The organism is Sphingomonas sp. S-NIH.Pt15_0812 (assembly GCF_003951315.1).
In the GTDB taxonomy this organism is placed as follows: Bacteria; Pseudomonadota; Alphaproteobacteria; order Sphingomonadales; family Sphingomonadaceae; genus Sphingomonas.
Genome location: NZ_QLJH01000015.1, coordinates 14910 through 28953, shown reverse-complemented (window position 1 = coordinate 28953; position 14044 = coordinate 14910). Strand labels below are relative to the sequence as shown.

General features: G+C 67.5%; 11 protein-coding genes. 2 read left to right on the top strand and 9 right to left on the bottom strand.

The window, feature by feature from the left end; translation table 11 throughout:
- Window positions 1-6: 6 nt before the first annotated feature.
- The 3 genes from BRX43_RS11490 to BRX43_RS11480 are packed head-to-tail and all read right to left on the bottom strand — an operon-like array spanning window position 7 to window position 4415.
- Window positions 7-1134 (bottom strand): acyl-CoA dehydrogenase family protein, encoded by a 1128-nt coding sequence (locus tag BRX43_RS11490; protein WP_125995013.1) that lies wholly within the window; start codon window positions 1132-1134, stop codon window positions 7-9.
- 24 nt (window positions 1135-1158) lie between these two features.
- The gene (locus BRX43_RS11485) at window positions 1159-2349 is read right to left on the bottom strand and encodes an acyl-CoA dehydrogenase family protein (RefSeq protein ID WP_125995012.1); all 1191 of its coding nucleotides are present in this window, start codon (window positions 2347-2349) and stop codon (window positions 1159-1161) included.
- Between the two features lie 35 nt (window positions 2350-2384).
- Complete coding sequence (locus BRX43_RS11480) at window positions 2385-4415, bottom strand: 3-hydroxyacyl-CoA dehydrogenase NAD-binding domain-containing protein (protein WP_125995011.1); 2031 nt, start codon at window positions 4413-4415, stop codon at window positions 2385-2387.
- A 202-nt stretch (window positions 4416-4617) separates the two neighbouring features.
- On the opposite strand from BRX43_RS11480, the gene BRX43_RS11475 reads away from it, so the two are divergent.
- On the top strand, window positions 4618-6354 hold the full coding sequence (locus BRX43_RS11475) for a class I adenylate-forming enzyme family protein (RefSeq protein WP_125995010.1): 1737 nt from the start codon (window positions 4618-4620) through the stop codon (window positions 6352-6354).
- Window positions 6355-6390: 36 nt separating this feature from the next.
- On the opposite strand, the gene BRX43_RS11470 is transcribed toward BRX43_RS11475, so the two are convergent.
- Complete coding sequence (locus BRX43_RS11470) at window positions 6391-6924, bottom strand: glycine zipper 2TM domain-containing protein (RefSeq protein ID WP_241214913.1); 534 nt, start codon at window positions 6922-6924, stop codon at window positions 6391-6393.
- Window positions 6925-7067: 143 nt separating this feature from the next.
- On the opposite strand from BRX43_RS11470, the gene BRX43_RS11465 reads away from it, so the two are divergent.
- A complete protein-coding gene (locus BRX43_RS11465) occupies window positions 7068-7454 on the top strand; it encodes a glycine zipper 2TM domain-containing protein (RefSeq protein WP_125995008.1) in 387 nt (128 codons plus the stop codon).
- A gap of 50 nt (window positions 7455-7504) precedes the next feature.
- On the opposite strand, the gene BRX43_RS11460 is transcribed toward BRX43_RS11465, so the two are convergent.
- The 5 genes from BRX43_RS11460 to mazG form a co-directional block, all read right to left on the bottom strand.
- Window positions 7505-9784, bottom strand: coding sequence for a UvrD-helicase domain-containing protein (locus BRX43_RS11460; RefSeq protein WP_125995007.1), 2280 nt, complete (start codon window positions 9782-9784; stop codon window positions 7505-7507).
- 124 nt (window positions 9785-9908) lie between these two features.
- Window positions 9909-10556, bottom strand: coding sequence for an OmpA family protein (locus tag BRX43_RS11455; protein WP_125995006.1), 648 nt, complete (start codon window positions 10554-10556; stop codon window positions 9909-9911).
- Window positions 10553-12382, bottom strand: a complete 1830-nt coding sequence (locus tag BRX43_RS11450; RefSeq protein WP_125995005.1) for a sodium:proton antiporter — start codon at window positions 12380-12382, stop codon at window positions 10553-10555. Before BRX43_RS11450 ends, BRX43_RS11455 begins: the two co-directional genes overlap by 4 nt.
- Before the next feature lie 56 nt (window positions 12383-12438).
- Complete coding sequence (locus BRX43_RS11445; protein WP_125995004.1) at window positions 12439-13290, bottom strand: hypothetical protein; 852 nt, start codon at window positions 13288-13290, stop codon at window positions 12439-12441.
- Window positions 13287-14030 carry a nucleoside triphosphate pyrophosphohydrolase gene (gene mazG, locus BRX43_RS11440; RefSeq protein WP_125995003.1) on the bottom strand — a complete coding sequence of 248 codons (744 nt, stop codon included), beginning with the start codon at window positions 14028-14030 and terminating at the stop codon, window positions 13287-13289. The genes BRX43_RS11445 and mazG overlap by 4 nt, the downstream gene beginning before the upstream one ends.
- Window positions 14031-14044: the final 14 nt, after the last annotated feature.

Genomic DNA, 14044 nt, shown 5'->3' with positions numbered 1-14044 from the left:
GATCGATCAATAACCGGCGGCGACCGCCAGCCGGTCGGCATGGAAACCGGCATCGCCCCACAGCTCCGCCAGCACCCGCGCCCGCTTCATGTAGAAGCCGATGTCATAGGCGTCGGTCATGCCGATGCCGCCGTGCATCTGCACGCCCTCGTTGACCGCCAGCGTGGTCGCCATCGCGGTCATCGCCTTGGCCACCGACACCGCCGCCTCCGCCCCATCGGCGTCGGCATCGAGCAGTTGCTGCGCCTTCAGCACGGCGGCGCGCGCCACTTCCATTTCGGCATAGAGATGCGCGGCACGGTGCTGGAGCGCCTGGAAGCTCCCGATCGGTGCGCCGAATTGCTTGCGATCCTTTAGATAGCCGATCGTCATCGCCATGGCGCCAGTGCCGACCCCCAGCGATTCCGCCGCGACCCCGGTCCGCCCGGCACGCAGCAGTCGGTCGAGGATCGCCCGTCCGCCATCCACCTCCCCCAGCACCGCATCGCCGTCCAGCGTCGCATCCGCGAAGGTCACGGTCGCGGCGAAGCCGGCATCCGCCAGCCGTTCGGGCCGGACGGTCATTCCGCTCATGTCGCGGGGCACGGCGAAGAGGGTGACGCCCTCCCGATCGTCCGGTGCGCCGGCGGTGCGGGCCGCCACGATCAGCAGGTCGGCGACATGGCCGTGGGCGACGAAACGCTTGGTGCCGGACAGCCGAAAGCCGTTTCCAGCCCGTTCCGCGCGCAGGCCGATGGCATCGCGATGCTTGGCCGTCTCATCGATCGCCAGCGCGGCGACCGTTTCGCCCGAGAGAATGCCGGGAAACCAGCGATCGGCCTGCGCCGTGCCGCGCAGCACCTCGACCGCCGCAACCGCCGTGGTCAGGAAGGGGGAGGGGGTCAGGTTGCGGCCGATCTCCTCCAGCACGATCCCCGCCTCGACATGGCCGAGGCCCAGACCGCCCTGGTCTTCACCGATCAGGATGCCGGTGAAGCCCATCTCGGCGAACTGTTTCCACAGGACTCGGGAAAAGCCGGTGGAGTCATCCGTGTCCCGAAGGGTCCGCATGTGCGCCACGGGCGCGGTGTCGGCGATGAAGTCGCGCGCTGTGTCGCGCAACATGGTCTGTTCGTCGTCGAGGAAGAGCGGCATGGCGATACTCGCTGAAGAAAGGGGTCAGGCGCCGGGCAGGTCGAGAATGCGCTTGGCGATGATGTTGAGCTGGATTTCAGACGTACCGCCCTCGATCGAGTTGGCCTTGGTCCGCAACCAGGCGCGGGCGGACGCGCCGCCCCGCGACGCCTCGCTTTCCCATTCCAGCGCGTCCGAGCCGCCGGCGGCCATGTGCAGTTCGTGGCGGTCCTTGTTGAGCTCCGTGCCGTAATATTTCATCATCGATGGCTGGGCGGGGTGCGCGCGTCCCGCCTTCAGTTCGTCGAGGAAGCGTTCCGACATGGCGGCGAAGGCGCGAGCGCGTATCTGGAACCGGGCCATGTCGCTGCGCAGCAGCGGATCGGCGAGGCGGCCAGTCGCATCCGTCCCGATCGTCGCCAGCGCATCCGCGACCAGCGTGTCGCGGCCGCCCTCGCCAAGGCCCATGCCGGAGATCATCTCGCGCTCATGGCCGAGGAGATATTTGGCGACGTCCCAGCCCTTGTTCTCGTCATGCACCCGGTTGGCCTTGGGCACCTTCACCTGGTCGAAGAAGGTTTCGCAGAACGGGCTATTGCCGGAAATCAGCAGGATCGGCCGGGTCGAAACACCCTCCGACGCCATGTCGAACAAGACGAAGCTGATCCCGCCCTGCTTCGACTGTTTCGAGGTACGGACCAGGCAGAAGATCCAGTCGGCCTGGTCGGCATAGCTGGTCCAGACCTTCTGCCCGCTGACGACATAATGATCGCCGCCATCCTCCGCCCAGGCCGCGAGGCTGGCGAGATCGGACCCGGCATTGGGCTCCGAATAGCCTTGGCACCAGCGGATTTCGCCGCGGGCGATGCGGGGAAGATGCTCCAGCTTCTGCGCCTCGCTGCCATATTTGAGAAGCGCCGGGCCGAGCATCGAGATGCCGAAGCTGTTGAGCGGCGACCGTGCGCCGATCGCCTTCATCTCCTCGCGCAGGATCTTGGTTTCGGCGGGCGACAGACCGCCGCCCCCATAGTCGGTCGGCCAATCGGGTACCGTCCAGCCGCGCTCCGCCATCCGGTCGAGCCACAGCTTCTGCTCGGGGCAGGAGGGGACGTAGCGCCGCCCGCCCCAGCAGACATCCGATTCCGACCGGATCGGCCGACGCATCGCAGCCGGGCAATTCTCCTCCAGCCATGCGCGCGTTTCCTGGCGGAAGTCCGCCGCTGCCTGATCGGCCATCCTCTCTCTCCTCTTATCGGGTGCTGGCGGTCGGGTTACTTGAAACGTCCGCCGGTCTCGGCCGCGCGCTTCAGCGTGGGCGCGACGGTGAAGCCGTGGCGCTCCAGGCCATCCACGACCGTGTCCAGCCCCTCGCTCTGCGCCCAGAACATCGGGCCGCCGCGATAGACCGGCCAGCCATAGCCGTAGATCCATACCACATCGATATCGGACGCGCGTTGCGCCTTGCCCTCCGCCAGGATCAGCGCGCCCTCGTTCACCATGGTGTAGAGGGTACGCGCGACGATCTCCTCGTCGCTGATGGTCCGAGGCGTGACGCCCGACTGGCGGCGGAAGTCCTCGATGATCGCCGCGACGCGCGGACTGTTCGACGGGCGACGCTGGTCGTCATAATCGTAGAAGCCGGCCTTGGTCTTCTGGCCCCAGCGATTTTCGGCGGCCAGCGCGTCGCGGATACTCTCGATCCGGCTGGGATCGCGGTGCCAGCCGATATCGACGCCGGCCAGATCGGCCATTTGGAACGGCCCCATCGGCATCCCGAACTCGACATGGACGCGGTCGATCTGCTCGGGCGTGGCGCCCTCCAGCAGCAGCTTGGTCGCCTCGACCTGGCGGGGCATCAGCATCCGGTTGCCGATAAAGCCATAGGTGACGCCCGCCACCACCGCGACCTTGCGGATCGTCTTGGCGAGCGCCATCACCGTCGCCAGCACATCAGGCGCGGTCCTCGCGCCGCGCACCACCTCCAGCAGCTTCATGACATTGGCTGGCGAGAAGAAGTGCATCCCCACCACGTCGCCCGGCCGCTGCGTCACCGCGGCGATCTCGTCGATGTCGAGATAGGAGGTGTTGGAGGCGAGGATCGCACCCGGCTTGGCGAGCCGGTCGAGCCGGGTGAAGATATCCTTCTTCACGTCCATATTCTCGTACACCGCCTCGATGATCAGGTCGCAATCGGCCAGATCGTCAAAGGCCAGCGTCGGCGTCAGCAGCCCCATGGCGCGTTCGACCTGGTCGGCCGTCATCCGTCCCTTGGCCGCGCTCGCCTCATAGTTGCGACGCATGACGCCGGTGCCGCGATCAAGCGCCTCCTGCTGCATCTCGACGATACGGACCGGGATGCCCGCCGACAGGAAGTTCATGGCGATGCCGCCGCCCATCGTCCCCGCGCCGATCACGCCGACCCGGGCGATCGGGCGAAGCTGCACATCGGCGGGCAGGTCGTCGATCTTGGCGGCCTGACGTTCGGCAAAGAAGATGTGCCGCTGCGCCGCCGATTGCGTGCCGGCCATCAACCGCATGAACTCCTGGCGTTCAAAGGCGATGCCATCGGCGAAGCTGGCGCCCGACGCGGCCTTCTCGACACAGGCGATATTGGCGGCCGGCGCATCGAAGCCGCGGAAGCGGCGGCCATTCGCCTTCCGGAACGCCTCGACGGCGGCGGCGTCCGGCTGGACCTCGCGTTCGGAGGCGCGGGGGATCGGCCGCCGGGCGGCCACCTCCTTGGCAAAGGCGATGGCATCGGCGGCAAGGGTATCCTCGCCGACGATCCGGTCGATCAGGCCCGCTTCCTGTGCCTGTTTTGCGGAGATGGGATCGCCCTTCGCCGTCATCTCCAGGGCGAGGCGGACGCCCGCGATACGTGGCAGTCGCTGCGTGCCGCCGGCCCCCGGCAACAGTCCCAGCTTGACCTCGGGCGTGCCGAGCTTCGCGGAGGGCGTCGCCACTCGGTAATGGCAGCCAAGGGCGACCTCGCATCCGCCACCCAGCGCTGTGCCGTGGATCGCCGCCACCACCGGCTTGCTCGACGCCTCGATCATGTCGACCAGCACCGGCAGCATCGGCTCGACCGGCGGTTTGCCGAACTCGGTGATGTCGGCTCCCGCGAAGAAGGTGCGGCCGTCGCAGCGGATCACCATCGCGCTCACGGCCGTATCGGCCACGCCCTGCTTGACCGCGGCCTCCAACCCCTGTCGCACGGCGGCGCCCAGCGCGTTCACCGGCGGATTGTCGGAGACGATGACGAGGATGTCGTCGTGATGCTCGATGCGGATCGGAGATGTCATGGGCGGACTCCTGTTCGGATCGGATGGGGCAGGGGGGTGGCGAACCCATATGCGGTCGTCATGGACGTGTCACGATGGGCGCCATACCCTTGCTTCGAATACGTCGCCAGCTATGGCTTACGTCGCACCGTTGATCAAGCGCTAAGCGTTGGCTACAAGCCTTGACCGACAAACCCGACCTTCAATCGAAAGGGATGCCGCGATGGCTGGCCTTGCTCCCGACCTGACCCATATACATTGGCCGGCCCTGTCGCTTGCCGAGGTGGAGGCGCGCCTCACCGCGCCGGGAATGCCGTTCGAGATGGCGGTCGAAACGATCCGGGGCACGACCCTGCGGGTCTGGAGGAACATACCGCCGACGCTCGCGCACCTGCTGACGGCGGCGCGGATCTATGGCGACCGCCCCTTCACCATCCATGAGGAGGAGCGGATCAGCTACAAGGCCAATCATCGCGCCGTCGTGGCGCTGGCCCGTCACTTGCAGGCGATGGGGATCGGTCCAGGCGACCGGGTGGCCCTGGCGATGCGCAACCTGCCCGAATGGCCGATGGCGTTCTTCGCGATCACGGTGCTGGGGGCGATCTGTGTGCCGCTCAATGCCTGGTGGACCGGCGGCGAGCTGGCATATGGCCTGGCGGACTCAGGCGCGCGATTGCTGATCGCCGACGGCGAACGGCATGAGCGGATCGCGCCGCACCGGGCCATGCTGCCGGCGCTGGAGGCGGTGCTGGTCGCCCGTGCGACGACGCCCGTGGCGGAGACGGAGCGGCTGGAGACGGTGATCGGGACTCCGGCGGACTGGGCTCACCTGCCCGATGCGGCGCTGCCCGATGCGACGATCGCGCCGGATGACGACGCGACCATCTTCTACACCAGCGGCACGACCGGCTCGCCCAAGGGGGCGGTCGGCACGCATCGCAGCCTGCTGACCAACATCCTGTCCTCGGCCTACTCCGCTGCCCGGATCGCGTTGCGGCGGGGCGAGGCGCCGCCCGCCCCCAGGCCACGCGTCGCGCTGACGGTCATTCCGATGTTCCATGTCACCGCTTGTTCGGCGCATCTGATGGGCGCGGTGGCGGGTGGTTCGACCACCATCTTCATGCGGCGCTGGGACACGGTACGGGCGATGGAGATCATCGAGCGCGAGCGGGTGACGGTGACCGGCGGCGTTCCGACCATCGCCTGCCAGTTGCTCGACCATCCCGAGCGCGAACGCTACGACCTGTCCTCGCTGGAGGCGATCGCCTATGGCGGCGCACCGGCCGCGCCCGACCTGGCGGAGCGTATCCAGCAGACCTTAGGCGCATTGCCCGCCTGTGGCTGGGGCATGACCGAGACCACCGCGACCGTCACCCATCATGGTGGCGAGGATTATCTGAACCAGCCGACCAGCGCGGGACCACCGGTCGCGGTCGCCGATCTGAAGATCATGGATGCCGATGGCCTGGTCGAATGCCCATGCGGGACGGTGGGCGAACTCTGGTCGCGCGGGCCGATGAACGCGCGCGGCTATTGGAACAAGCCGGAGGCGACGGCCGAAACCTTCGTCGACGGCTGGGTCCGCACCGGCGACCTGGCACGGCTCGATGAGGAGGGCTTTCTCTACATCGTCGATCGCGCCAAGGACATGGTGATCCGGGGCGGCGAGAATATCTATTCGATCGAGGTCGAGAACGCGCTCTACGATCATCCGGCCGTGGCGGAGGCGGCTTTGCTCGGGCGACCCCATCGCGTGCTCGGCGAGGAACCGGTCGCCGTCATTCATCTCGCATCCGATATGGCGGCCACCGAGGCGGAGTTGCAGGCCTTTCTCCGCACGCGGCTGGCGGCGTTCAAGGTGCCGGTGGCGATCCGCTTCCTGGCCGAGCCTTTGCCCCGCAACGCCAATGGCAAGATCATCAAGCGCGACCTTCGCGCCTTGTTCGAGCCGGCGGCCTGACCGTTCCCGCCGTCGAGGGGCGGGAACGGCCCGGTATCAGCGGCAGCGTACCTGGCTGTTCTGGTCGATCGACCGGCCCGCCAATGCACCCGCGGCACCGCCCAGTAGCGTGCCGAGGATGCGGCTGCGGCCGCCATCGATCACATTGCCGAGAATGCCGCCGGCCGCACCGCCGATGATCAGACCGGTTGTGCCGTCCGACCGCTTGCAATAGTAACGGCCGTCATAGCCAGCATAGACCCGCTCGTCCGGCGTCACGACGCGTTCGCGATATTGAGTGCCGTCGCGATAATCGCGGGCGGGATCGTAGACCGGCGCATCGTCGCGCGTATAGACATCGGGCGCACGGCGGTAGCCATTGTCATAGGCGGGGGGCGGCGGCGGCGCATAGCTACGGTCGCGCGCCGCCTGATAGCGATCGACCTCCTGCCGGAAGACCTGATATTCACGGTCGAAACGGTCCTGCGCCGCCCGGAATCGTGCCTCGTCCGCACTGCTCTGCGCGGCGGCGGGCATGGCGGTGGCCAGCATTGCGACGGCAAGGCCGGCAGTCAGGAAACGGGCAAGCATGATCGACATCCTCCGACCCGCGTATCGGGCCTGGAGCCCGGATACGATCCGTCGCCCGACTGGTTCCTGAACAAGCCTGTACCGGCGCGTCCTGAACCGGATCGACTCTGCCGCGTTATCGCCCGACCTACAGGAGTAACGTCATGAAATCCAAGCTGATCGCCGCCGCCCTGGTCGCTGCCTTGACCGCGCCCGTCGCCACCGCGCCGGTGCTCGCCCAGGGACGTGACCGTGGCGATTACCGCTGGCAGGGCGACCAGGACCGCGATTGGGATGCGTCGCGCAGCTATCGTCGCGACTCCCGCGCGCGCGAGCGCCGCTTGAGCCGCGAGGACCGCATCTATCGCGGGCAGGACGGCCGCGCCTATTGCAAGCGTTCGGACGGCACGACCGGCTTGGTGATCGGCGGCGTCGGTGGCGGCCTGCTCGCCAATCTGATCGGTGGCGGCACGCTCGGCACGCTGGCGGGCGCAGGCGGCGGCGCGCTGCTCGGCCGCTCGCTCGATCGCGGCAAGGTCAAGTGCCGCTGATACGGTAACAAGGGGGCGGCGGTTTCGATCGCCGCCCCTGTTCTCTGGCGTCAGGGGATGGTGACGAAGCTGTCCATCACTCGCTTGCGCCCGGATTGTTCGAAGTCGATCTCCAGCTTGTTGCCCTCGATCTCCGCGATCGCGCCATAGCCGAACTTCTGGTGGAACACGCGCTGACCGACCGACAGGTCCGTTCGGCCCTTATTGCCCAGGCTGACCGCACTGGCCCGGCTTTCGACCACCCGCTTGGGCGTCGTGGTGAAGCTGGACTGGCCCATCTGACCCGCCGCCCGCTGCCAGCCCGGCCCCCGTCCGGTGCCCCGCCCGACATTGGCGAAGGGGTCGGCATGTTCGGACCAATTGGCGCGCCACAGGCTTTCGCCCCCGCTCATCGTGGTTTCACTGTCGATATGCTCTGCGGGCAACTCCCCTACGAAGCGGCTCGGGATGCTCGACGTCCACTGGCCGTAGATACGCCGGTTGGCTGCATGCAGGATGATCGCCAGCCGCCGGGCACGGGTGATCGCGACATAGGCCAGCCGCCGTTCCTCCTCCAGGCTCTTGGTCCCGCCCTCATCGATCGCGCGCTGCGAGGGAAACAGGCCTTCCTCCCAGCCGGCGAGGAAGACCGTGTCGAACTCCAGCCCCTTGGCGGCGTGGATGGTCATGATCGTGACCTGCGGGTCCTGCCGCCCGCCGTCATTGTCCATCACCAGCGAGACATGCTCCAGGAACGCGCCGAGCGACTCATACTCCTCCATCGCGCGGACCAGTTCCGACAGATTCTCCAGCCGCCCGGCCGCGTCGGCCGATTTCTCGGCCTGGTACATGGCGGTATAGCCGCTCTCGTCCAGCAACTGCCGCGCCAGTTCGGCATGGGGCAGGTCGCGCGCCATGTCGCGCCAGCGGTGGACGTCGCCGATTAGATTGCCCAGGCTGCGACGCGCCTGCGCGGTCAGCTCGTCGGTGTCAAGGATGCGGGCCGCAGCCGTGGTCAGCGGCACGCCTTCGCCGCGCGCCAGTTGGTGGATCTTCGCCAGCGCCTTGTCGCCCAGGCCGCGCTTTGGGACATTGACGATCCGCTCGAACGCCAGATCGTCGGCCGGCTGGTTGACCACTCGCAGATAGGCCAGCGCATCGCGGATCTCCGCGCGCTCGTAGAAGCGGAAGCCGCCGACGATGCGATAGGGCAGACCGATCGCGATGAACCGGTCCTCGAACTCCCGCGTCTGGTGCGAGGCGCGAACGAGGATGGCGACCTCGTCCAGGCTCTTGCCCGCGCGTCGGCAATTCTCGATCTCGTCGCCGACCCGTCGCGCTTCCTCCGGCCCGTCCCAGACGCCGAGCACGCGCACCTTCTCGCCCGCGTCGAGCTCGGTCCAGAGCTGCTTGCCGAGCCGGCCGCTATTGTGGGCGATGACGCCCCCTGCCGCCCCCAGGATGTGCGGCGTGGATCGGTAATTCTGCTCCAGCCGGATCACCACCGCGCCGGGAAAGTCCTTCTCGAAGCGGAGGATATTCTCCACCTGCGCGCCGCGCCAGGAGTAGATCGACTGGTCGTCGTCGCCGACGCAGGCGATGTTCTTGCGCGCCTGGGCCAGCAACCGCAGCCACAGATACTGGACGCTGTTGGTGTCCTGATACTCGTCCACCATGATGTAGCGGAAGCGTTCCTGATAGCTCTCCAGCACGTCGCGGTGCGTCTTCAGGATGACCAGCATGTGGAGCAGCAGGTCGCCGAAGTCGCAGGCGTTCACCGCCTTCAACCGGTCCTGGTATTGCTGATAGAGTTCGCCGCCACGGCCGTTGGCGAAGCGCTCCGACTCGCCGGCGTCGATATCGGCGGGCACGAGTCCCTTGTTCTTCCACTCGTCGATCAGGCCGGCCAGACTGCGCGCGGGGAAGCGCTTCTCGTCGATGTCCGCCGCGACGATAAGCTGCTTGAGCAGGCGCAACTGGTCGTCGGTGTCCAGGATGGTGAAGTTGGATTGCAGTCCGACCAGCTCGGCGTGGCGACGCAGCATCTTCGCCCCGATCGCGTGGAAGGTGCCGAGCCACGGCATCCCCTCCACCGCCTCGCCGACCAGTCGACCGACCCGCTCGCGCATCTCGCGCGCGGCGCGGTTGGTGAAGGTCACGGCCAGGATCTCGCTCGGCCAGGCCTTGCGCGTGTAGAGCAGGTGCGCGAGCCGCGCGGTCAGGGCCGCCGTCTTGCCGGTGCCCGCGCCCGCGAGCATCAGCACCGGGCCATCGGTGGTCAGGACCGCCTCTCGCTGAGGCGGATTGAGGCCGCGCAGATAGGGCGGATCGGCAAGCTGGATATCGGTCACCCTTGAACAGGTAGGGAACGGCGATGCGGGGGGCAAGCATCGGTCTCTACCGGACCGCCGCTCCGATGATTGGTGAGGGGCGGAATCGCATGTTCGCCGCTTCCCCGCCGACCCGTTACCCCTCCTATTGTGCAGCCGCCTGAGCGTTGCTTCCGGCAACACCAGAGGTATCCGGCGCAGGCGCGTCCGGCAGCGCGATCGCGATTTCGACGCGCCGGTTACGCGCTCGGGCGGCAGGATCGTCCGAGCCATCCGGATGGGCGTTCGGCACCAGAGGACGCGTCTCGCCGAGCGCGACGACGGTGATCCGTGTCGGGGCGACGCCCTTCTCGACCAGATAGTCGCGCACCGCCTCGGCCCGCTGGCGCGAGACTCGCAGATTGGCGCGATCCTCGCCCTTGCTGTCCGAATGGCCGCTGAGCGTGATCGCGCCGCCTGCTTTCATGATCGGGTCGGTCAGCAGGCTATCCAGCAGCTTGCGACCCTCGTCGTCGAGCTGATGGCCGGGTTGCGGAAAGGGAATGACCCGGTCTAGTGGTTCGAGCGCGGGCGGCTCGGGTTCGGGTGCGACGATCTCCGGACGCAGGATCGATCGGACCGGTGCCGCTTCGTTGCCGCTCGTGTTGCCGGCGACATCGTTGCCGGGCGCATTTTCGGCAGCCGCATTGTCTGCCGGTTGCGCCGCCGCGCCATTGCCGGTCGTATCGGCCGCCGGCGTGCAGGCGGCCAGGATCAACGCGATCGGGCCGATCGCTCCCAACGTACGTATCATGATGCCACTCCCTCCGTCATGCGCCGCGCGGTCATCGGTGCCGGCGGTCCATAGCTGATGATCGTATCGCCGCTCTGCGGCGTCGGACGGCTGGCATGCGAGAAGAAGCGCAGCGGCGCGCCCTTGCGCCACAGCAGCAGCATGTCCGCCTCGTCCGCCATGCCCGCGCGCGCGGTGTCGAAGTCGAACTTCTCGGTGATCCGCGTCTTACGGAAGGTCCAACCCTGTTGCTGGCGTTCCATCACCGCCTCGACGCCGTGGCCGCTGCTGAACAGCGCGCGACCGCGCAGCGATGCGGGTAGGGCCCGGTCGTCCTCTTCGCCGGCGCTGCCGTCGCCACCCAGCTGATAGACCTTGTCACGGCCGATCTCATGCGCGAATTCGCTGCATACCAGGGCATTATAAGCTTCGTTGTCGCTGGTGGCGACCAGCACCTCAAACTGCGACAGGTCGAGCCGGTCCTCGGTCGCCTCGGCCAGGATCTCGCCATGATAGGCGGGGATGCCGGCGTGACGGGCCGGGGCCAGTCGCTGCCAGCTGGTGTCGGCGATCGTGACCAGCACATCCAACTGGCGCAGCATCCGTGCCAGCTCCAGGCTCCAGGGCGTGCAGCCGACCAGCAGCAGGCCCCGTTCGGTCGGCCCGGTGACCTTGAGCAGCTTCGCGACCGGGCCGATCGAGAAGCCGTGCGCGATGATCGTCGCGACCACCACCGCGAAGGACAGGGTGACCAGGATCGAGCCGTCCGCATAGCCGAGTTGGTCAAGCCGAAGCGCGAACAGGCCGGAGATGGCGACGGCGACGATACCGCGCGGCGCGATCCAGGCGATCAGCAATCGCTCGTTCCAGGGCACGCGGGTGAAGGCCAGGCTGAGCAGCACCGTCGCCGGCCGAACCAGGAAAAGCAGCGCCACCAGGAAGGCCAGGAACCGCCACTCGAACCGCTCCAGCACCGTCAGGTTGAGCGTCGCCGACAGCAGCACGAACACGCCGGAGATCAGCAGGACGGTGACGTTTTCCTTGAAGGGGTGAATGTCGCGGAGCGAATCCAGCCGCATATTGGCCAGCGCCACGCCCATTACCGTGACGGCCAGCAGACCGGTTTCCTGCTGCACCAGATTGGACAGCACGAACGCGCCGAGCACCGCGACCAACAATACGGGCGCTTTCAGATATTCCGGCACATGCCCGCGTGGAAAGGCCCAGCCGATCGCCCGTGCGCTTCCCCAGCCGATCAGCCCCGCGACGACGCTGGCCGCGACCAGCGAGCCGAGCAGCGAGGGAAGGGTGACGCCCTCGCCGGCGCGGCGCAGATATTCATAGGTGATCACCCCGCAAAGCGCGCCGATCGGGTCGTTGACGATCGCTTCCCATTTCAGGATCGCGCGGGGGCGGGTGGCGATATTGCTCTGGCGAAGCAGCGGCAGCACGACCGTGGGGCCCGTCACCACCAAGATGCCCGAGAACAGGATCGCGACCGGCCAGACCAGGCCGCCGATATAATAGCAGGCGAGCGCTCCGAACAGCCAGCCGAGCGGCACGCCGAGCAGCAACAGCCGCGCGACCGCGCCGTCGGTGCGTCGCAGCTCGCGAACATTGAGGCTCAGCCCGCCCTCGAACAGGATCAGGGCGACGGCCAGCGACACCAGAGGTTCGAGCAGGTCGCCGAAGATATGATGGGGATCGATCAACCCGGTGACGGGGCCCGCGACCACCCCCGCGACCAGCATCAGCGCGATCGCCGGCCAGCCAGTCCGCCAGGCGATCCATTGCGCACCGATGCCGAGCGCACCGATCAGCGCGATAACCAAAGCCTGTTGTTCCATGCCCGGGGACATAGCGGGTATTGACCGGGATCGTAACCCGACGCGGGCGCATGGCCTTACTTCACCCCGAAGGTCCACCCCTCCGTCGCCGCGATCTGCGGCGTCAGTCGTCCCGGAGTCCAGAGCGCACGATCATCCGCGTGACGACGGAGCCAGGCGGCGGTCAGGATCGCGTCGGTGGCGTGATCGTCATAGGCGGGCAGGGGGTAATGCGCCGCACTGCCCAGCTGCGCCAGTGCCATGTCGAGCCCGGCCGCGTCGCGGATCTTGCTGCGTCCCTTGCGTATCCCGGCCGCGCGTGCGGCGATGGCGGTATAGATTTCGACCAATACCAGACCGGTTTCGGGCATGGGATCGAACGGCCAGATCGCCACCTTGCCCGACAGGCGATAGAGCAAGCGCATACCGGCGAAACTCGCCTTGCTGACTTGGGCCGCGCCGATCGCATCATAGACGGTCGAGGGCTTGCGCTCGCCCGGCGACGTCATCTCGCATTGTCGCCAGTGGAGGAAATCACGCTTAACCCCATCGGCCGCACCCAGATAGAAATGGCGGCCGCGCCGTTGCTGTATAAAGTCGGCGGCGCCCAGGTCCGGGTCTTCGCTTTCCGCCTCGACCAGCGCCCAGAGCGCACGAGCGTCGGCGGTGCGACTCTCTCCGGGCAGATGCGCCCCCCGCTCGACAAAGGGGGCGGAGAAGCTGAAATCCATTCCGACCAGCATCGGCGCGTCCCGATGCGCGACGATCCAATCGGCGATGGCGGTGCGCGACCAGGGCCGGGCATCGGGCGCGTGAACGAGGGAAGGGGGCCCATCCCCCGCCTCGCACAGGCCGAGCGCGATCCCGCGATGTCGGGTTCCCCGCGCGCCGGACCAGTCGATCGCGGCGAACCGTTCGAACCGGCTCACGCCACCGGCTTCGACTCTTGCGCCTTGGCGGCGTCCCAGAGTTCCTCCATCGCGTCGAGCGGCCGGCCGTCGAGCGGGCCAGCCATCGCCTCCATGCTGCGGAAACGACGTTCGAACTTGGCATTGGCGGCGCGCAGCGCGACTTCCGGATCGATCTGCAGATGCCGCGCCCAATTGACCACCGCGAACAACAGATCGCCGATTTCCTCGGCGCGGTCTTCGGGCGCGGCCGTCTCGACCTCGGCGATCTCTTCGTCGATCTTGGCGCGCGGCCCATCGGTATCGGGCCAGTCGAAACCGACCCTGGCGGCGCGTTTCTGCAACTTCTCGGCCCGCATCAGCGCCGGCAGGGCCAGCGCGACACCGGCCAGCGCGCTGTCGTCCGCCTTGATGCGGCGTTCGTCGGCTTTGATCGCCTCCCAACCGGGGGACGCGGCGGCGTCAGCAAAAATATGCGGATGACGCCGCTCCATCTTGTCCGCGATCGAACCGACCACATCCGGCAAAGCGAAGCGGCCGGCCTCTTCGTTGATCCGGGCGTGGAAGACGACCTGCAGCAACAGGTCACCCAGTTCGTCGCGCAGGTCGGCGGCATCGTCGCGCGCGATGGCGTCGACGACCTCATGCGCTTCCTCAATCGCATAGGGCGCGATCGAGGCGGAGGTCTGCGCGCGATCCCATTCGCAGCCGGACACCGGATCGCGCAGCCGCGCCATGATGGTGACCAGACGTTCGATCACAGCGCGATCCTCAT

Coding starts and splice junctions, on each gene's coding strand:
- BRX43_RS11490 (WP_125995013.1), bottom strand. CDS start 1,134: ATGCCGCTCTTCCTCGACGACGAACAGACCATGTTGCGCGACACAGCG.
- BRX43_RS11485 (WP_125995012.1), bottom strand. CDS start 2,349: ATGGCCGATCAGGCAGCGGCGGACTTCCGCCAGGAAACGCGCGCATGG.
- BRX43_RS11480 (WP_125995011.1), bottom strand. CDS start 4,415: ATGACATCTCCGATCCGCATCGAGCATCACGACGACATCCTCGTCATC.
- BRX43_RS11475 (WP_125995010.1), top strand. CDS start 4,618: ATGGCTGGCCTTGCTCCCGACCTGACCCATATACATTGGCCGGCCCTG.
- BRX43_RS11470 (WP_241214913.1), bottom strand. CDS start 6,924: ATGCTTGCCCGTTTCCTGACTGCCGGCCTTGCCGTCGCAATGCTGGCC.
- BRX43_RS11465 (WP_125995008.1), top strand. CDS start 7,068: ATGAAATCCAAGCTGATCGCCGCCGCCCTGGTCGCTGCCTTGACCGCG.
- BRX43_RS11455 (WP_125995006.1), bottom strand. CDS start 10,556: ATGATACGTACGTTGGGAGCGATCGGCCCGATCGCGTTGATCCTGGCC.
- BRX43_RS11450 (WP_125995005.1), bottom strand. CDS start 12,382: ATGGAACAACAGGCTTTGGTTATCGCGCTGATCGGTGCGCTCGGCATC.